20 protein-coding genes are annotated in these 19,268 nt (G+C 55.3%); 8 read left to right on the forward strand and 12 right to left on the reverse strand.

Going from position 1 to position 19,268, the window contains the following annotated elements:
* Positions 1-10: 10 nt before the first annotated feature.
* From mdoG to ACWHWP_RS08515, 3 genes are all read left to right on the forward strand, one after another.
* Positions 11-1,564 carry a glucans biosynthesis protein MdoG gene (gene mdoG, locus ACWHWP_RS08505; RefSeq protein ID WP_059311053.1) on the forward strand — a complete coding sequence of 518 codons (1,554 nt, stop codon included), beginning with the start codon at positions 11-13 and terminating at the stop codon, positions 1,562-1,564.
* A complete protein-coding gene (mdoH, locus tag ACWHWP_RS08510; protein WP_047349022.1) occupies positions 1,557-4,085 on the forward strand; it encodes a glucans biosynthesis glucosyltransferase MdoH in 2,529 nt (842 codons plus the stop codon). The genes mdoG and mdoH overlap by 8 nt, the downstream gene beginning before the upstream one ends.
* An 84-nt stretch (positions 4,086-4,169) precedes the next feature.
* Positions 4,170-4,397 carry a YceK/YidQ family lipoprotein gene (locus ACWHWP_RS08515; RefSeq protein WP_047349021.1) on the forward strand — a complete coding sequence of 76 codons (228 nt, stop codon included), beginning with the start codon at positions 4,170-4,172 and terminating at the stop codon, positions 4,395-4,397.
* 6 nt (positions 4,398-4,403) lie between these two features.
* Here the strand turns inward: ACWHWP_RS08515 and ACWHWP_RS08520 are convergent, their stop codons facing one another.
* The 3 genes from ACWHWP_RS08520 to ACWHWP_RS08530 form a co-directional block, all read right to left on the reverse strand.
* Positions 4,404-4,778: a MysB family protein gene (locus ACWHWP_RS08520; protein WP_020884694.1), complete on the reverse strand. Its 375-nt coding sequence runs from the start codon at positions 4,776-4,778 to the stop codon at positions 4,404-4,406.
* A 97-nt stretch (positions 4,779-4,875) separates the two neighbouring features.
* Positions 4,876-6,093 (reverse strand): multidrug efflux MFS transporter MdtG, encoded by a 1,218-nt coding sequence (gene mdtG / locus ACWHWP_RS08525; RefSeq protein ID WP_447855402.1) that lies wholly within the window; start codon positions 6,091-6,093, stop codon positions 4,876-4,878.
* 143 nt (positions 6,094-6,236) lie between these two features.
* The gene (locus ACWHWP_RS08530; RefSeq protein ID WP_447855404.1) at positions 6,237-7,163 is read right to left on the reverse strand and encodes a Kdo(2)-lipid IV(A) acyltransferase; all 927 of its coding nucleotides are present in this window, start codon (positions 7,161-7,163) and stop codon (positions 6,237-6,239) included.
* A 221-nt stretch (positions 7,164-7,384) separates the two neighbouring features.
* Between ACWHWP_RS08530 and trhO the strand changes: the two genes are divergently transcribed.
* Entirely contained in the window at positions 7,385-8,434 is a 1,050-nt protein-coding gene (gene trhO / locus ACWHWP_RS08535; RefSeq protein ID WP_047349018.1) for an oxygen-dependent tRNA uridine(34) hydroxylase TrhO, read from the forward strand.
* A gap of 41 nt (positions 8,435-8,475) precedes the next feature.
* Here the strand turns inward: trhO and ACWHWP_RS08540 are convergent, their stop codons facing one another.
* From ACWHWP_RS08540 to mdtH, 9 genes are all read right to left on the reverse strand, one after another.
* A complete protein-coding gene (locus ACWHWP_RS08540) occupies positions 8,476-9,051 on the reverse strand; it encodes a YceI family protein (RefSeq protein WP_059311051.1) in 576 nt (191 codons plus the stop codon).
* Between the two features lies 1 nt (position 9,052).
* On the reverse strand, positions 9,053-9,619 hold the full coding sequence (locus ACWHWP_RS08545; RefSeq protein ID WP_059311050.1) for a cytochrome b: 567 nt from the start codon (positions 9,617-9,619) through the stop codon (positions 9,053-9,055).
* A 208-nt stretch (positions 9,620-9,827) separates the two neighbouring features.
* Positions 9,828-9,941 (reverse strand): DUF2770 family protein, encoded by a 114-nt coding sequence (locus ACWHWP_RS08550; RefSeq protein ID WP_059311048.1) that lies wholly within the window; start codon positions 9,939-9,941, stop codon positions 9,828-9,830.
* A gap of 59 nt (positions 9,942-10,000) precedes the next feature.
* Positions 10,001-11,119 (reverse strand): N-methyl-L-tryptophan oxidase, encoded by a 1,119-nt coding sequence (gene solA / locus ACWHWP_RS08555; RefSeq protein WP_059311047.1) that lies wholly within the window; start codon positions 11,117-11,119, stop codon positions 10,001-10,003.
* A gap of 116 nt (positions 11,120-11,235) precedes the next feature.
* On the reverse strand, positions 11,236-11,490 hold the full coding sequence (gene bssS / locus ACWHWP_RS08560) for a biofilm formation regulator BssS (protein ID WP_008500827.1): 255 nt from the start codon (positions 11,488-11,490) through the stop codon (positions 11,236-11,238).
* A 273-nt stretch (positions 11,491-11,763) separates the two neighbouring features.
* Positions 11,764-12,009, reverse strand: coding sequence for a DNA damage-inducible protein I (dinI, locus tag ACWHWP_RS08565; protein WP_059311046.1), 246 nt, complete (start codon positions 12,007-12,009; stop codon positions 11,764-11,766).
* Positions 12,010-12,083: 74 nt separating this feature from the next.
* Complete coding sequence (gene pyrC / locus ACWHWP_RS08570; protein WP_059311045.1) at positions 12,084-13,130, reverse strand: dihydroorotase; 1,047 nt, start codon at positions 13,128-13,130, stop codon at positions 12,084-12,086.
* A 126-nt stretch (positions 13,131-13,256) separates the two neighbouring features.
* Positions 13,257-13,817 (reverse strand): lipoprotein, encoded by a 561-nt coding sequence (locus ACWHWP_RS08575; protein WP_047349013.1) that lies wholly within the window; start codon positions 13,815-13,817, stop codon positions 13,257-13,259.
* 123 nt (positions 13,818-13,940) lie between these two features.
* Positions 13,941-15,149: a multidrug efflux MFS transporter MdtH gene (mdtH, locus tag ACWHWP_RS08580; RefSeq protein ID WP_447855405.1), complete on the reverse strand. Its 1,209-nt coding sequence runs from the start codon at positions 15,147-15,149 to the stop codon at positions 13,941-13,943.
* Between the two features lie 236 nt (positions 15,150-15,385).
* Between mdtH and rimJ the strand changes: the two genes are divergently transcribed.
* From rimJ to murJ, 4 genes are all read left to right on the forward strand, one after another.
* Entirely contained in the window at positions 15,386-15,970 is a 585-nt protein-coding gene (gene rimJ, locus ACWHWP_RS08585) for a ribosomal protein S5-alanine N-acetyltransferase (RefSeq protein WP_008500822.1), read from the forward strand.
* 9 nt (positions 15,971-15,979) lie between these two features.
* Positions 15,980-16,630, forward strand: a complete 651-nt coding sequence (locus tag ACWHWP_RS08590) for a YceH family protein (protein ID WP_059311043.1) — start codon at positions 15,980-15,982, stop codon at positions 16,628-16,630.
* A gap of 2 nt (positions 16,631-16,632) precedes the next feature.
* Entirely contained in the window at positions 16,633-17,556 is a 924-nt protein-coding gene (locus ACWHWP_RS08595; RefSeq protein WP_059311042.1) for a Gfo/Idh/MocA family protein, read from the forward strand.
* Between the two features lie 129 nt (positions 17,557-17,685).
* Entirely contained in the window at positions 17,686-19,221 is a 1,536-nt protein-coding gene (gene murJ, locus ACWHWP_RS08600) for a murein biosynthesis integral membrane protein MurJ (protein ID WP_447855407.1), read from the forward strand.
* Positions 19,222-19,268: the final 47 nt, after the last annotated feature.

Below are 19,268 nucleotides of genomic sequence, written 5' to 3' on the forward strand. Positions count from 1 at the left end.
CTTACTTATTATGAAACATAAACCACAGATGATGAAAATGCGTTGGTTAGGTGCTGCAGTAGTGTTATCACTGTATACCTCATCGGCACTGGCCTTTAACATCGACGATGTCGCAAAACAGGCAAAATCGATGGCAGGCAAGAGCTACGAAGCGCCGAAAAGTAACTTGCCCTCCGTTTTCCGCGACATGAAGTATGCGGACTATCAGCAGATCCAGTTCAATCACGACAAAGCGTACTGGAGCAATATTAAGACCCCGTTCAAGCTTGAATTTTATCATCAGGGTATGTACTTCGACACGCCTGTTGCCATCAATGAAGTGACGGCGACAGCGGTACGTAAGATCAAATACAGCCCGGATTACTTCAATTTCGGCAATGTGCAACACGACAAAGATACGGTGAAAGACCTGGGCTTCGCAGGCTTCAAGGTGCTTTACCCGATCAACAGCAAAGATAAAAACGACGAAATCGTCAGCATGCTCGGTGCAAGCTATTTCCGCGTGATTGGCGCGGGACAGGTGTACGGGCTTTCTGCGCGCGGACTGGCCATTGATACCGCGCTGCCATCAGGTGAAGAGTTCCCACGTTTTCGCGAGTTCTGGATTGAACGTCCAAAACCAACGGACAAACGTCTGACCATTTATGCGCTGCTGGATTCCCCGCGTGCAACCGGCGCCTATCGCTTTGTGATTATGCCGGGTCGCGACACGGTAGTTGACGTGCAGTCCAAGGTTTACCTGCGTGATAAAGTGGGCAAACTGGGCGTTGCGCCGCTGACCAGTATGTTCCTGTTTGGGCCGAACCAGCCGTCGCCGGCAACCAACTTCCGCCCGGAACTGCACGACTCCAACGGTCTGTCTATTCATGCCGGTAACGGCGAGTGGATCTGGCGTCCGCTGAATAACCCTAAACATCTGGCCGTTAGCAGCTACGCGATGGAAAACCCACAAGGTTTCGGCCTGCTGCAGCGCGGTCGTCAGTTCTCCCGCTTTGAAGATTTGGACGACCGTTATGACCAGCGTCCAAGCGCCTGGGTCACGCCAAACGGTGACTGGGGTAAAGGTAAGGTCGAGCTGGTTGAAATTCCAACCAACGACGAAACCAACGATAACATCGTCGCTTACTGGACGCCGGATCAGCTGCCGGAAGCCGGTAAAGAGATGAACTTCAAGTACACCATTACCTTCAGCCGCGACGAAGATAAGCTGCATGCGCCGGATAACGCGTATGTTATGCAGACTCGCCGCTCAACGGGTGATGTGAAGCAGTCTAATCTTATCCGTCAGCCTGACGGTACCGTGGCCTTTGTCGTGGACTTCGCAGGCCAGGATATGAAGAAACTGTCGCCGGATACTGCGGTTACCGCTCAGGCCAGCATCGGTGATAACGGTGAAATCGTTGAGAACGCCGTGCGTTACAACCCGGTCACCAAAGGCTGGCGCCTGACCCTGCGCGTGAAAGTGAAAGATCCGAAACAGACGACTGAAATGCGTGCTGCGCTGGTCAGTAACGATCAACCGCTGAGTGAAACCTGGAGCTACCAGCTACCTGCCAATGAATAATACATCTGAATATATTGATGCCATGCCGCTGACGGATATTGAGAAAGCGGCACTGCCTAAGAGCGACATCCGCGCGGTTCACACCGCGCTGGATGGTGAACATCGTCAGTTTTCCCGTGATGATGATACGCCGCTCGGGTCAGTAAAGGCGCGTCTGGAGCAGGCATGGCCAGACTCGCTGGCAGAAGGGCAGTTGATTAAAGACGACGAAGGACGCGATCAGCTTCAGGCGATGCCGAAGGCCACGCGCTCCTCGATGTTCCCCGATCCATGGCGCACCAACCCGGTTGGTCGCTTCTGGGATCGCCTGCGCGGGCGCGATGTGACGCCGCGCTATCTGTCACGCCTGACGAAAGAAGAGCAGGCGTCCGAACAGAAATGGCGTACCGTGGGGACCATCCGTCGCTACATCCTGCTGCTTCTGACGCTGGCGCAGACGGTCGTCGCGACCTGGTACATGAAAACCATCCTGCCTTACCAGGGCTGGGCGTTTATCAACCCAACGGACATGATGGGCCAGGATCTCTGGGTCTCCTTCATGCAGCTGCTGCCGTATATTCTGCAGAGCGGCATCCTCCTGCTGTTCGCTGTCCTCTTTTGCTGGGTATCGGCCGGTTTCTGGACCGCGCTGATGGGCTTCCTGCAGCTGCTGATGGGGCGTGACAAATACAGCATTTCGGCGTCGACGGTCGGGGATGAACCCCTCAATCCTGAGCACCGTACCGCGCTGATTATGCCTATCTGTAACGAAGACGTTGACCGCGTGTTTGCAGGCCTGCGCGCGACCTGGGAGTCCGTCAAGGCCACCGGCAACGCGGAGCATTTCGACGTTTACATCCTGAGCGACAGCTACAACCCGGATATCTGCGTGGCAGAACAAAAAGCGTGGATGGAGCTGATTGCAGAAGTGCAGGGCGAAGGGCAGATCTTCTACCGTCGTCGCCGCCGTCGTGTGAAGCGTAAAAGCGGTAACATCGATGACTTCTGTCGTCGCTGGGGTAACCAGTACAGCTATATGGTCGTGCTGGATGCTGACTCCGTCATGAGCGGTGACTGCCTGAGCGGTCTGGTGCGTCTGATGGAAGCCAACCCGAATGCAGGCATCATTCAGTCTTCGCCAAAAGCGTCCGGCATGGACACGCTGTATGCGCGCTGCCAGCAGTTCGCCACTCGCGTTTACGGGCCGCTGTTTACGGCGGGTCTGCACTTCTGGCAGCTGGGGGAATCGCACTACTGGGGTCACAACGCCATTATCCGCGTGAAGCCGTTCATCGAACACTGTGCGCTGGCGCCGCTGCCGGGTGAGGGTTCGTTTGCCGGCTCTATTCTGTCGCATGACTTCGTGGAAGCGGCGCTGATGCGTCGTGCTGGCTGGGGCGTCTGGATTGCTTACGACCTGCCGGGATCGTACGAAGAGCTGCCGCCGAACCTGCTGGACGAGCTCAAGCGCGACCGCCGCTGGTGCCATGGTAACCTGATGAACTTCCGCCTGTTCCTGGTAAAAGGGATGCACCCGGTTCACCGCGCGGTGTTCCTGACGGGCGTGATGTCGTATCTCTCCGCACCGCTGTGGTTTATGTTCCTCGCGCTCTCGACCGCGCTGCAGGTCGTCCATGCTCTGACGGAGCCGCAATACTTCCTGCAACCGCGCCAGCTGTTCCCGGTGTGGCCGCAGTGGCGTCCGGAGCTGGCGATTGCGCTGTTTGCTTCCACCATGGTGCTGCTGTTCCTGCCTAAGCTGCTCAGCATCATTCTGATCTGGTGCAAAGGCTCGAAAGAGTACGGCGGTTTCTTCCGCGTGACCCTTTCACTGCTGCTTGAAGTGCTCTTCTCCGTGCTGCTGGCACCGGTGCGTATGCTGTTCCACACCGTGTTTGTGGTCAGCGCGTTCCTGGGCTGGGAAGTGGTCTGGAACTCACCGCAGCGTGATGACGACTCCACGCCGTGGAGCGAAGCCTTCATGCGCCACGGTTCTCAGCTGCTGCTGGGTCTGGTGTGGGCGGCCGGGATGGCCTGGCTGGATCTGCGCTTCCTGTTCTGGCTGGCGCCGATTGTTTTCTCGCTGATCCTGTCGCCGTTTGTGTCTGTCATCTCCAGCCGTTCAACGGTAGGGCTGCGCACGAAACGCTGGAAGCTGTTCCTGATCCCGGAAGAGTACTCCCCGCCGCAGGTGCTGGTGGATACCGACACCTATCTTGAGCAGAACCGCAATCGCTCGCTGGATGACGGTTTTATGCACGCCGTGTTTAACCCGTCATTCAACGCCCTGGCAACGGCAATGGCGACGGCGCGTCACCGTGCCAGCCACGTGCTGGAGATTGCCCGCGATCGTCACGTTGAGCAAGCGCTGAACGAGACCCCGGAAAAACTCAACCGCGACCGTCGTCTGGTGCTGTTGAGCGACCCGGTCACGATGGCGCGACTTCACTATCGGGTGTGGTCTGCTCCGGAGAGATACTCTTCGTGGGTAAACTACTATAAAGAACTGAAGCTGAACCCGCTGGCGTTGAAGGCGAAGTAAGTTGTTAAGCAGGGTGGGTAAGCAAAGCGCTACCCGCCAAATAAAATACCGGCTTAATCGCCGGTATTTTTTTAGAGGTTACTCATGAGAATAATCATCGTCGTCATGATGGCATGCCTGCTCAGCGGCTGCGGCAGTATCATCAGTCGCACCATTCCAGGGCAAGGCCACGGGAATCAGTACTACCCGGGCGTGAAATGGGATGTCCGCGACTCCGCATGGCGCTACCTGACCGTGCTCGATCTGCCGTTCTCGCTGATTTTCGACACGCTGCTGCTGCCCATCGATGCCAGCCACGGCCCGTACGAATAGCGTAAATTAACGCTCGTCCCATTCGTCGGCTGCGGTTTGACCTTCTTCCGTATCCAGCGGCGGCTCGAGCTGAAATTCGCCCTCATCCCACTCGTGCAGGGTATTTTCTTCCAGCCACTCCTGCCGTAGCTCGATTTCATCATAGTCGCCATCAAAGACGGCCTGCGCACCTTCACCGCTCAGGACCGGCAAACATTCTCCTTCTTCGCCGTCATCGGCAAAGAATTCGGCCTGCCACATAATATCCCCATCCTGCAGAACGTATTTTTGGATATTAAGCTGCTGCACGTCAGCATTTTCTTCCTCAACGCCGGGGTTGTCGGCGAGGAACTCTTCGCGAGCGGCATCAATAGCTTCTTCCAGCGTGGCGTACATGGTCATCGGTGTCTCCCTGTTTTTCAGATGGTTTTAGGGAAAGAATAGCTGAATATCAGATTCTGCAAGTATGAATGCGAAAATAAGCCGTCAGGCGTTCGTCTTATTCCGTCACGGGCCGTAACGCGCGGGATAAACTGAACCACGAATAAATAGCATTGAACAACACGACGCCAGCCGTCACGATAAAGACGGCGCGAAAACCGAAGCTGGCGGAGATCCCAGCCCCGAGAAGCGGTCCGGTGACGTTACCGATGTCGCGAAACGACTGGTTATAGCTGAAGATACGTCCGGCAATCTGGTTCGTGGAGTTGTAGACCAGCAGGGTCTGCACGGCGGGCAGTAACGCCCCGTTGGCGGCACCCAGTAAAAAGCGCAGAACGCCCAGCTGCCAGGGGGATTGCACCATCGACATGGGGATAAGCAGCAGCACGGAAATCACCAGCGCACAGATCAGGATCTTTTCCGGCCCAACGCGGTCACCCAGTTTCCCGAGCCTCGGGGCGCTAATTAGCGCGGCCACGCCGGGCACGGAGGCAATCAGCCCGCTGATAAACGCAATATTGCTGACGTTGCCCGCCAGATCGCGAACGTACAGCGTCAGAATAGGGGCAATCGAACCGGTTGCGACCTGAATAATCAAAGTCGTCACGAACAGGCTCAGCACCAGTCTGGGGTTTTTAAGCGAGGCCAGCACGTCTCGGGCGTGGAGCATCTCTTTTTTGGCGACGGGCGTGAAGTTTTCACGAATACAGAGCAGGGTGACGATAAAGCAGAGGAAAAGCACGCTGGCGGTGATAAAGAAGACCGGCCGCAGGCCGTAGCTATCCGCCAGTAATCCACCGGCCAGGGGCCCCAATAAGGCACCGCTCACGCCACCGGTTGAGAGCGTCCCCAGCGCCCAGCCGCTCTTATGGCGAGGAATTTGCGTGGCGATTAAGGCGTTCGCATTGGGAATAAATCCCCCCAGCAGACCCAGCAACGCGCGCAGGATCAGGAACTGCCAGACGTTCTGCGCCACGCCCATCAGCGCCATGATAATCGCCATCCCCAGCGCCGAGCGTAGCAGCATGATTTTTCGCCCCTTGCGGTCGGCAAGGCCGCCCCAGAAGGGTGAAGCAATCGCGGAAAAGAGAAACGTGATGCTGAACACCAGGCCGGACCACATATTGAGCGCACTGTGGCCCGTTACGCCCAGCTGTTCGACGTAGAGCGGCAGGAAAGGCATGACCAGGCTAAACGCCGCGCCGGTGAGAAAACAGCCAAGCCACGCAACCGTGAGGTTACGTTTCCAGTTTATGGGGGCATCTGAGGGTGACATAACAATCCGCATAATGAGGTGCAGAGCACCTGAGGCATAGAGTAATAAGCCTGCTAATTATGCGCCTGGGTTATGATTGCCGCAATGAGGAGGCGCTTTTAAAGCTAAAACAGCATGCGGCCCGAAGGACCGCATGCTGAAAATCAGTAGCGGGACGGCGTGCCTTTTGGGCGGGTTTTAAAGCGGCGGTGCAGCCACATATACTGCTCCGGCGCGCGCATGATGCACTTCTCGACAATGCCGTTCATCCAGCGCGCGGTGGTTTCTGCATCGTCAAGCGGCGGCGCGAGCTCCGGCTCCAGCATGATCAGCTCGTAGCCCGAACCATCCGGCTTACGGCGGGGAACAAAGGGCACGATGGCGGCTTTGGACATGCGCGCAAGCATCCAGGTGCCGGTCGTTGTGGCAGCCTCTTCAACGGCGAAGAAGGGGACAAATACGCTGGATTGCGGACCGTAGTCGTGGTCGGGGGCATACCAGACAACTTCACCGGATTTCAGCGCGCGGATCATGCCCTTCAGATCTTTACGGTCGATCATGCTTTTGTTGGAGCGCATGCGGCCGTTGGTCTGGATTAAGTCGATGACCGGGTTGTCGTTTGGACGATAAACGCCGATGCCCGGCGCTTGCATGCCAAACATACGCGCCCCGATTTCCAGCGTCAGAAAATGGACGCCGATCAGCAGAACCCCCGTCTGATTGGCCTGAAGCGTATGCACCGGCTCCATGCCGGTTCCCGTCACTTCGCTCCAGCGGGCCATGCGTTTGTCCGGCCAGAACCACGCCATGCCGGTTTCCATCAGCCCCATCCCGACGGATTCGAAATTCTTCGAGACCATGTCGTGACGTTCTGATTCGCTCATCTGCGGAAAACACAGTTCAAGGTTGCGGTACGCTATTCTGGCGCGGCGCTTCATAAAGAGTTGCGCGAAACGGCCCAGAGATTTGCCCAGCCGGAAAATAACGGGGTAGGGAAGCTGTACCAGTAGCCATAAAAAGCCAATGCCAAGCCAGGTCAACCAATAGCGGGGATGCAAAAGCGCAGCAGTAAATTTTGGTAACTGGGTCATGTCTTTCCTGTGTTCAAACGTCCTGTTTTGCTAGTGTCTCATTTTTTGAGACATAGCCAAAATATCTGCTTTCGAAACGTGCACGAATACAGCAATTGTTATGCCTGATTAATCAGGGTGTGTGAAATGTAGCGTAAATTGTGTGGATGTAAATTGGTTTTGTTTGCTATATGATGCCGACCGTTTTTTCATTCTCTCTAACGATTCCAGGACTGTACACCATGCCAGTGTTACACAACCGCGTATCGAATGAGATGTTAAGAGCGCGTATGCTGGCTGAAACCGAACCGCGCACCACCATCTCATTCTACAAATATTTCACTATCGACGATCCGCAGGCGACCCGCGATGCGCTTTATCAGGCGTTCACGGCGCTGAACGTCTTCGGCCGCGTCTATCTTGCCCGCGAAGGCATAAACGCGCAGATTAGCGTACCGGAAAGCAAAGTGAGCGCTTTCCGCGACTGTCTTTATCAGTTCGACCCGGCGCTAAACGGCTTGCGCCTGAACATTGCGCTGGATGATGACGGGAAATCCTTCTGGGTGCTGCGCATGAAGGTGCGTGAACGCATCGTGGCGGATGGCATTGACGACCCTGAGTTTAACCCGGCGGACGTCGGTGAATATCTGAAAGCTGCGGAAGTTAATGCGATGCTGGACGACCCGGATGCCGTGTTCATTGATATGCGTAACCACTACGAGTATGAAGTGGGGCACTTCGAGAACGCGATGGAAATCCCCGCCGACACCTTCCGCGAGCAGCTGCCGAAAGCGGTTGAGATGATGCAGGAACATAAAGATAAAAAAATCGTTATGTACTGCACCGGCGGTATCCGCTGTGAGAAAGCCAGCGCGTGGATGAAGCACAACGGCTTTAATAAGGTCTGGCACATTGAAGGCGGCATTATTGAGTATGCCCGCCGCGCCCGCGAGCAGGGTTTACCGGTACGCTTTATCGGCAAAAACTTTGTCTTTGACGAGCGTATGGGGGAGCGTATTTCTGAAGACGTGATTGCCCAGTGCCACCAGTGCGGCGCGCCGTGCGATACCCATACCAACTGTAAAAACGACGGTTGTCATCTGCTGTTCATTCAGTGCCCGGCCTGTGCCGAGAAGTTTAACGGCTGCTGTAGCGAACTGTGCAGTGAAGAGAGCGTCCTGCCGGAAGAGGAGCAGCGTCGTCGTCGCGCGGGACGTGAAAACGGCAATAAGATTTTCAATAAATCACGCGGCCGTCTGAATACCAAACTGGGTATCCCCGACCCGGAATAATAATAACGCCCGGCATGGTGAATGCCTGCCGGGCGCAATGATTACTTCTGCTGAACCCCTTCGACCGAAATAACCAGCTCAACGTCCTGCGACGCCGGGCCTAAATCCGTTGTGATATTGAAATCTTTCAGGTGAATTTTACCTGCGGCTTCAAAACCTGCACGTTTCCCGCCCCAGGGATCGTCCCCCTGACCAATTAATTTAGCATCAAGGGTGACCGGTTTAGTTACGCCGTTAAGCGTCAGGTTTCCGGTAATATTGAGCTTATCACCGTCTTTCTTCACGTCCGTAGAGGTAAAGGTGGCCTGCGGGAATTTCGACACATTCAGGAATTCCGTACTGCGCAAGTGCTTATCGCGTTCAGCATGGTTCGTGTCGACGCTGTTAGTATTAATAGTCACATTGACTTTATCGGCGGCAGGGTTTTTATCGTCAAAGCTGAACGTGCCGTCAAAATCTTTAAAGGTCCCGTATAGCCAGCTATAGCCCAGATGCTGAATACGGAAATTGACGAAAGCGTGCTGGCCCTCTTTATCAATTTTATAATCAGCCGCCACCGCGGAACCGGTGGTAAATAACAGAGAACCCAGTGCGATACCCAGCAGGTGTTTTTTCATTTTATACTCCAGAGTCAACGGACGAGCGGCCAAGCATGCGCTTTAGCGTATCGTCTTTATCAATAAAGTGGTGTTTGAGGGCGGCCAGCCCGTGCAGCACGGACAGGATCACGATGCTCCAGGCAAGCCAGAGGTGAACAACCCCGGCGGTGTCGGCCTGCACGCCCGCATCGCTGAGCGTTGCCGGGACGTCAAATAAACCAAAGACGCTAATCGGCTTACCGTCGGCCGTCGAGATGAGGTAGCCGCTAATCAGGATGGCGAAGAGCAGCGCATAGAGCGCGATATGCGCCGCAACGGCACTCAGGCGGGTCATTTTACCGTGGGTTTTCGGCGGGGCGGGCGGCGGGGAAATATGTCGCCAGACCACGCGAAAAACCAGCCCCAGCATCAGCAGGACACCGATGCTTTTATGTAACTCCGGCGCCTGGTGATACCAGCCATCGTAATAGCTGAGCGTGACCATCCAGAGCCCAAGTCCAAACATACCGTAGACGGCAATAGCAAATATCCAGTGCAAACTTATGGATATTATTCCGTAGCGCCGGGAGGAGTTACGCAATTGCATTAGAATGTCCATTTTCACATTAACCGAAGGGTAAAAATGAACGGGAAGGCGTGATATTGCAACTGAAATAAATGTATATTGATTTTTATTTTATTTATTTCAGCGCTTTTGAATAGGATCGATAAAGGTAATTCAATGTCTTCGTGCAAGATGAAATTGAGAGTTTCAATAAAGCTAAGTTAATGTCAATTATTGTCAATGTGGCTTTTCAATAAAATACAATGTAAACAAAATCAATAATCGCCAGCAGCGCCCACAATAAGAGAAAGAGCATAAAATGCTCGCGAATATTATTCATCAGAAAGTTAACGATCCTGCGCATAACGCTCCGCAATAGCAGTGTGAATGAAACGGGCCCCGATGTCCGGAGCCCGTTTGAGATTATCCGTTAAAACGCGAGAGGGAGAAGGGCGCCAGATCAAACTGCGGCGTGATACCCTGGGCAAACTGCGCGGCGATTTCACCCAGCACGGAAGCAAACTTAAAGCCGTGGCCGCTAAGCCCGGTAATCAGCAGGGTGTTGTCATGTCCTGGCAGCGTATCAATGATAAAGTCTTCATCCGGCGTATTGTCATAGGTACAGGCCGCGCCATACAGTAAGCCACCGACGCCTGGAAGAATATTACGCAGGAACGAGAAGGCTTCTGAGCCATCCTGTGGGAAGGCGCCGAAGGGTTTACGCTCTTCAGGAGAGGAGATAACCTGGCCACCGTTGTGTTTACCGATTTTCAACGCGTCTTTCTCGGACGGGAAACCGTAGAACTGATCGCCATTCGGTAATTCCCCGGTGAAGGCCGGGAATTTATTCTGCGCGCTGTAACGACCGTCCGACTGGAACCAGGAGAAGACCTTGCGCACCGGCTGGATCGGCAGGTCCGGCAGCAGGCGCGTGACCCAGGTTCCTGCACTGACCAGCAGGCGTGACGCTGAGTATTCGCCGTCAAGAGTGGTCACCGTAACGCCATCAGCGTTATGCGTGATGGCATCCACCGGACAGTTGAACAGCTGCGCGCAGCCGGCGTTTGCGGCGAGGTCGATCCAGGTTTTGATCGCCGTTTCACAATGCAGCACGCCGGAGTTGGCTTCAAAGAGGCCAATATAATCGTCCGGGACGGTAATTTCAGGCCAGCGCGCCGTAATGCCCGCCGCGTCAAGCTTTTCAACCTCTAGATTAAAGGCAGTCGCGCTGCGTTCGACGCCGGCGAGAAATTCCGAATGAGCCGGGCCAAGATTGATAACCCCGGTACGGTCGAAAATACGCTCTTCGGTCTGTTTCGCCAGCTCGTCCCACAGCGTCTGGGCGCGAAGCACCAGCGGCACATAGCGCTCGCCTTCACCATACGCATGGCGTATGAGGCGGGTGTCGCCATGATGGCTACCCTCCGCATGGGGAGGACGATGGGCGTCAATCATCAGGACGTTCAGACCTGCCTGTGTCGCGTAATAACCGGCGGCGGAACCCACGGAGCCGCTACCAATAATGATTAAGTCGTATCTCATATGCGTCTCGTAAACTTACGTTTTGTTAGCAGAGTAATTAACAACGCGGGGTTAGACAAGGGAGAAATAAATAAGGCACCGCGAGGGTGCCTGTTGAGTGAAAAGTGGGCATACGGTTAGTGCCGCTTATACTCATTTTCCTGATAGTCGCCAGATTCTATTTTTGCAATACCTGCTTCTAAAATAGAAATAAACTGACGGGCGACGTCTGTTGTTAGCCACAGCGTCTGTCCAACTTCCGCTTCTTCACGGTTGAGTTGATTCGGGGTCTGGTAGTGCAAACGCAGCATCAGCGCATCGTAGCTATCTACGGTACTGATATCCCAGCCAACAAGTGGATGGGTCTGGATCACTTCACTATTCTTTTCCATTATAACCCCCTTAATGCGTGTTAGAAGACAACGGCTCTGAGGTTCAATGCATGTTTTTCTGAAAGCATCTTCAGTATATCAAGTAATAAGGGTTCCGAAGGGAAAAATAAACAGCTGGCAACACATTTTTCTGCTTTTTAGGATTGTTCGAGCAATAAAACACCATCTTGTTCACGATTCTTAAAGAAGATACCGAATTAATTTGAACTTCCAGAATGTTCAGACGAAAAAAAGCCGGGGCGACCCGGCAAAAAACACAATGAGGGAGCAGTGTTAATCAGTGATGAACCAGTCGTCCGCGCTTTCCCACGTTTCCTGCAGGATCTCGCTGATGCGATCTTTATCTTCTTTCGCAGCGCCAATGACGGAGAGGTTGTTCGCCGCGGCGTAACGCACCGTTACGGCACCCGCGTTGTCGGGAAAAGTGTTGTTAATACGACGGGATAATTCACCTGCCAGTGCATCAAGCGCGCCGGCAGGCAGAATAGTTGTTTTGGCTATGGTGACTTCAATACGCATAAATGCCCCCTGTGTAATATACTGTTTATTTATACAGGTATATTATGGGTTTGACAACAAGGGGCTTCGGTTTTTTAACGTTTTACCGTCCAGTTTACGGTTTCGCCGGCCAGGAATGGGATCAGCGTGTCATCCGTCAGCGCAATGGACTCCTCAACGTGGCTCGCTTTACGCTCCAGTTCAATGAAGGAGTCATTGACCGGCAGGCCGTAGAAGCGCGGGCCGTTGAGGGAGCAGAACGCTTCGAAATGTTCCAGGGCGTTCATCTCTTCAAATACGGTCGCGTAGCTGGCAAGTGCCGTTGGGGCGTTAAAACAGCCTGCACAGCCGCAGCTCGCCTCTTTACGATGGCGGGCGTGAGGCGCGGAATCGGTGCCAAGGAAGGCGCGGGAGAACCCGCTGGCCACCAGCTCGCGCAGCGCCTGCTGGTGGATGTTGCGCTTGAGGATGGGCAGGCAGTACAGGTGAGGGCGCACCCCGCCCACCAGCATGTGGTTACGGTTAAACATCAGGTGCTGTGGCGTAATGGTGGCGGCGATAAGTTCATTGCCGTCACGTACATACTCTGCTGCGTCTTTGGTGGTGATATGCTCAAAGACCACCTTAAGCGCTGGCAGACGCTGGCGCAGAGGCTCCATCACGGTTTCGATAAAACGCGCTTCACGGTCGAAGATGTCAATCTCGGCATGCGTCACTTCACCATGGACCAGCAGCGGCATGCCCAGTTTCTGCATGCGTTCCAGAACCGGCATGATGGCATCAATGCTGGTGACGCCGTGGCTGGAGTTGGTGGTGGCATTCGCCGGGTAGAGTTTCGCCGCCGTGAATACGCCTTCGTTAAAACCGCGCTCCACTTCGTTCGGGTCCAGTGAATCGGTCAGATAGCAGGTCATCAGCGGGGTAAAATCATGCCCCTCGGGAATGGCATCAAGGATGCGCTGGCGGTAGGCAATCGCGGCATCGACGGTGGTGACTGGCGGAACCAGGTTAGGCATAACAATCGCGCGGCCATAAATTTCGCTGGTATAAGGCACGACGGTTTTCAGCATATCGCCATCACGCAGATGGATATGCCAGTCGTCAGGGCGGCGGATTTTAAGAACCTGGGGTTGTGCAGTCATGGAAGCTCCGGCTTGTCAGGAATCAGTCATAAGGATGGCTGTTTTTGCCGGACACAAATCATAAGCGGAAACGTTTTCGTTTGCACACTTTTCCGTAAAAAAAAGGGCGCCGCAGCGCCCTTCAGGTTAATCGGTGAAAGGAATGATAATTTCTCCCGGTTTCACCTCTATGCCTTTTGCATATTTTTTCGCCAGAGCTTCACCCTTGCTTTTGTCTTCACTTAAGACGTACGCGGGCTGCTGGTTAAAATAGTTACGCAGCGACTGGTTCAGATAGGGCATCAGGGTTTGCAGAACCGGCGCCATCTTGTCCGGAGAAACCTGCGCATCGACGACTTCCATTTCCTGCAGGAAAATGGCCCCTTTCTCTTTATTGAAAACGGGCAGGGCCTTCAGCTTGAGCTTGATGTTGGCTTTCTGATTACCAAAGAGGGATGACATATCGAGGTCCGCATCACCGGCCAGGGTGACTTTGTTTGGCTCTTCCCGCCCAATCTGGCTGGTCAGATTCGTGAGCACGATATGCGCGTCCGCAAGCCCCGGTACGCCAATGTCTTTAGAAAAATTGTTATGTTTTTCCAGCGCCTGATTAATTTCCTGCTCACTGACGGTATATTGCGTGAGCTGGTTACAGCCAACCAGCAGACCGCTGACAATTAATGCAGCAGCAAAGACAATTTTCTTCATAGTGTTCCTCAACGAAAAATCGGCGCTTCTGTCCTGTTACGCCAGTATGTCAGTGTGAAATAGCAGAAACCAGCAGAAAAAACTGAGAAGTGGGGCGGGAGAGATTCCCGCCCGAGGAAAAGGCTATGCGCCGGGTTCGAGCATACCGCTCGCGCTGCGTTTCGGGCTGAACTGCCACCACAGGGCAAGGAGCGTCATAAAGCCCACCGCGCCGAGCATCATCCAGGGGAGCTCGGGTTGATGTAACGCTTTGCCGGCATCAAACAACCAGCCGCCGCCGGCGTAACCTAATGCGCCACCGAGGGCCAGCCCCAGCCGGCTGAACCCCATATAGCTGCCGCGGGCGCGTGCATCCGCGAGCGAGGCGCTCAGCGTTTCACGGGCCGGTTCGGCGATGATGGAGCCGATATAGAACGTGCAAATCAGCGTAAACAGCTGCTGAAGTGAGTTCACCAGGCCGATCGGCATCATGCTCAGCGTCATCAGGAACAGGCCAGCCATCAGGCGATGCTCGAGACGAAAACGCCGTTCGCTCCAGCGGGCAATCGGATAGAGCAGCGTCAGGGAAAGTGCGGCTTCAATGGCGTACATCCACTTAACGGCAGCAGGGGTACCTGCAATGTCGTTGACCATGATCGGCAGCATCAGCATGACCTGCACAGCAAGCATGTAATACCCCGTCAGGGTCAGTACATAGGTGACAAAACGTCTGTCGCGCAGGACGCGGCCAAGTCCTTCCCGGACCGGTGCTTTAACGGTCGACAGTTTCCACGCCGGCAGGAACATGCCGTTAAACAGCGCGCACAGGATAAAGAGCACCGCGCCAGCCGCACAGACCAGGCGGAAGTCATACTGCAGCAGCCAGCTTCCCAACAGCCCGCCGATAACCGCCCCGGCACTGTCCTGCATCATCAGGATCGAGAAGAAACGGCCGCGATGCTGCGGGCGAATCAACTTCACCACCAGCGCGGTGCGCGGCGGATCGAACAGGGTGCCTCCTATACCGGAGAGGAAGCAGGAGAACCAGAGCAGCCAGGGCTCCTGGGCAATCGCCATCGTGGCAAAGCCTGCCGCGCGGAGCAGCATGCCGGTGACGATCATCGGTTTAGCACCAAAGCGGTCGGCGATGGCACCGCCAAATACGCCCAGGCCTTGCTGAACAAACTGACGCAACCCTAGCGCGATACCGACCATCAGCGCCGCCCAGCCCATTTGATCGACGAAGCGAATCGAGATGAGAGGAAACACGACGAAAAAGCCGAGTACGACCAGCATGTTATCGACCAGCAGGAAATATTTACCCAGGCTCCTGGCCTGTGATACGCGGGACATTTTCCCTCCAGGGAAAATAGGATGGTGAGCACGCTAACATTCTGCGGTGTCGCTGCGTTTTTTCCCACCCCTGCACGTGACAATATTTTTTTATCAAAAGCGCGCTTTGATAGAGAGTTCTCATCGAAAAATGTGAAAAGCGGGCAAAATGGTATGTCACTGTTTTCACAGACGGCACAGGCGCAGGTATAGTAAAGCTAATGGGTAAGCAGAAGTGACGGGAAGGAGTGGTATCGATGTTTGGCTATCGCAGTAATGTGCCAAAAGTGCGTCTGACAACGGACAGGCTGGTCGTTCGTCTGGTGCATGAGCGTGATGCCTGGCGTCTGGCGGATTATTACGCCGAGAATCGCCAGTTTTTAAAACCCTGGGAACCCGTTCGGGATGAGAGCCATTGTTACCCTTCCGGCTGGCAGGCGCGCCTCAGCATGATTACGGAATTTCACAAGCAGGGCAGCGCGTTTTATTTCGCGCTGCTGGATCCTGAAGAGAAAGAGATTATCGGAATCGCCAATTTTTCAAACGTGGTGCGCGGATCGTTTCACGCCTGTTACCTGGGCTACTCCATTGGTCAGAAATGGCAGGGGCAGGGGCTAATGTATGAGGCGCTGACGGTGGCGATCCGCTACATGCAACGCACGCAACATATCCATCGTATTATGGCGAACTATATGCCGCATAATCAGCGCAGCGGGAATTTGCTGGCGCGTTTAGGGTTCGAGAAAGAGGGTTATGCCAAAGACTATCTGCTGATAGACGGAGAGTGGCGCGACCACGTTTTGACAGCATTAACCACCCGGGACTGGACTGCAGGTCGTTAAGGAGAAAAGATGAAGTATCAGCTAAACGGTACAGAAGCGCGCGTGATTGGGTGCTTACTTGAAAAACAGGTCACCACGCCGGAGCAGTATCCGCTCTCCGTCAACGCCGTGACCATGGCCTGCAACCAGAAGACCAACCGCGAGCCGGTCATGAACCTTAGCGAGCATGACGTTCAGGACGTGCTGGATGCGCTGGTAAAACGCCACTATCTGCGCACCGTGAGCGGCTTCGGCAACCGCGTCACCAAATACGAACAGCGGTTTTGTAATTCCGAATTTGGCGACCTGAAGCTGAGCAGTGCGGAAGTGGCGGTCATCACCACGCTGTTGCTGCGTGGGGCGCAAACGCCGGGCGAGCTGCGCACGCGAGCCTCCCGCATGCACGAGTTCGCGGATATGCAGGAAGTTGAACAGGTCCTGGAAGGGCTGGCCACACGTGAAGACGGCCCTTACGTGGTGCGTCTGGCGCGCGAGCCGGGCAAGCGTGAAAGCCGCTATATGCATCTCTTCAGCGGCGAAATTGATAATTCAGTTAATTCTACTATCACCGATGTTACTGATGGGAATGACGATTTGGCTGCCCGCGTGGACGCGCTGGAAGAAGAGGTCGCCGGGCTGAAACAGCGTCTGGATGCGTTGCTGGCACACCTGGGAGACTAACGGTGAAAAAATTACGTGTAGGCGTTGTGGGGCTGGGCGGTATCGCGCAAAAAGCCTGGCTACCGGTATTAGGTGCGGCGACGGACTGGACGCTTCAGGGGGCATGGTCGCCCACGCGCGAGAAGGCCGAGCGCATCTGCGAAACCTGGCGCATCCCGTATGCCGCCTCTCTTCAGGATCTGGCCCGCGAGTGCGATGCGGTCTTTGTGCATACCTCAACGGCAACGCACTATCAGGTGGTGAGCGAGCTGCTTAATGCGGGTGTCCACGTCTGCGTGGATAAACCGCTGGCTGAAAATGTTCAGGACGCGGAACGGCTGATTGAGCTGGCGGCACGTAAAAAACTGACGCTGATGGTCGGTTTCAACCGCCGCTTCGCGCCGCTTTACCAGCAGCTGAAGGCGGAGTCCGGCACGCTTGCCTCGCTGCGGATGGATAAGCACCGTACCGACAGCATTGGCCCAAACGATCTGCGCTTCACGCTGCTGGATGACTATCTGCACGTTGTGGATACGGCGCTGTGGCTCGCCGGCGGCAATGCGCAGCTGCAAAGCGGGACGCTCCTGACGAACGAACAGGGCGAGATGGTCTATGCCGAACATCACTTCTCAATTGACCATCTGCAGGTAACGACCAGCATGCATCGTCGCGCGGGCAGCCAGCGCGAATGCGTCCAGGCCGTCACCGACGGCGCACTGTACGACATTACCGACATGCGGGCGTGGCGCGAGGAGAAGGGGAACGGCGTGGTGACGCTCCCGGCGCCCGGCTGGCAGAGTACCCTGGAGCAGCGCGGTTTCGCAGGATGCGCCCGCCACTTTATTACCTGCGTGCAAAATCAGACGGTTCCTGAAACGTCCGGCGAGCAGGCCATTCTGGCGCAGCGCATTGTGGAACGGCTCTGGCGCGAAGCCATGAGTGAATAACTCGCTGTAACATCTGCGGATAGTAATTCGTTGAAATCGGGTTAGACTAAGCGCCGCTTGTTGGCTTTGCCGGGTGGCGCTTTCGCTTACCTGGCCTACAAATCCGTATGGTTCTGGAAATTCACGTTAATGAACTTATTAAAATCGCTGGCAGCCGTCAGCTCGATGACCATGTTCTCCCGCGTGCTTGGTTTTGCGCGCGACGCCATTGTGGCAAGGGTCTTTGGTGCAGGGATGGCAACGGACGCCTTTTTCGTCGCGTTTAAATTGCCGAACCTCCTGCGCCGTATTTTTGCTGAAGGGGCGTTTTCCCAGGCGTTCGTTCCTATCCTTGCAGAATATAAAAGCAAGCAGGGTGAAGACGCGACGCGCGTATTTGTTTCGTATGTCTCCGGGTTGCTGACGCTGGCCCTGGCCGTGGTAACCGTCATTGGGATGCTGGCCGCGCCCTGGGTAATAATGGTTACCGCGCCCGGTTTTGCCGATACGGCAGATAAATTTGCCCTGACCTCGCAGCTGCTGCGTATTACTTTCCCCTATATTTTGCTGATCTCGCTGGCCTCGCTGGTGGGAGCCATCCTGAATACGTGGAACCGCTTCTCCGTCCCGGCGTTTGCGCCGACGTTTCTCAACGTCAGCATGATCGGTTTTGCCCTGTTCGCCGCGCCGCACTTCAACCCGCCGGTGCTGGCGCTGGCCTGGGCGGTCACCGTGGGCGGGGTGCTGCAGCTGGCCTATCAGCTGCCGCATCTGAAAAAAATTGGCATGCTGGTGCTGCCGCGCATTAATCTCAAAGATGCCGGGGCGATGCGCGTCATTAAGCAGATGGGGCCCGCTATTCTTGGCGTCTCCGTAAGCCAGATCTCGCTTATCATCAACACCATTTTTGCCTCTTTCCTCGTGTCCGGCTCGGTTTCCTGGATGTACTACGCAGACCGTCTGATGGAGTTTCCGTCCGGGGTGCTGGGCGTGGCGCTGGGGACCATCCTGCTGCCGTCGTTGTCGAAAAGTTTTGCCAGCGGCAATCACGACGAATATTGCCGCCTGATGGACTGGGGGTTACGTCTCTGCTTCCTGCTGGCCCTGCCAAGCGCAGTGGCGCTAGGGATTCTGGCCAAACCGCTGACGGTGTCGCTTTTCCAGTACGGGAAATTCACCGCGTTTGATGCTGCCATGACGCAGCGCGCGCTGATTGCCTACTCGGTCGGGTTGATGGGGCTGATCATCGTCAAGGTGCTGGCACCGGGCTTCTATTCGCGTCAGGACATTAAAACGCCGGTGAAAATTGCCATTGTGACGCTGATTATGACGCAGCTGATGAACCTCGCGTTTATTGGCCCGCTGAAGCATGCAGGTCTGTCATTATCGATTGGTCTGGCGGCCTGTCTGAACGCCGGGCTGCTGTACTGGCAGCTGCGCAAGCAGGATATTTTCACGCCGCAGCCGGGCTGGGGAAGCTTCCTCGTGCGTCTGATCGTTGCGGTACTGGTGATGTCTGCCGCGTTACTTGGGATGCTGTACGTGATGCCTGAGTGGTCCCTGGGCACCATGCCCTACCGTCTGATGCGCCTGATGGCCGTGGTGGGTGTTGGGGTGGTGGCTTACTTTGCCACGCTCGCCGTATTGGGCTTCAAGGTGAAAGAGTTTGCCCGCCGTACGGCATAAACGCCAAAAGGGGAGTTCACCTTATGGTGCTCCCCGCTGCATGATTT

Source organism: Enterobacter sp. WI-ESBL-E8, from assembly GCF_053364895.1.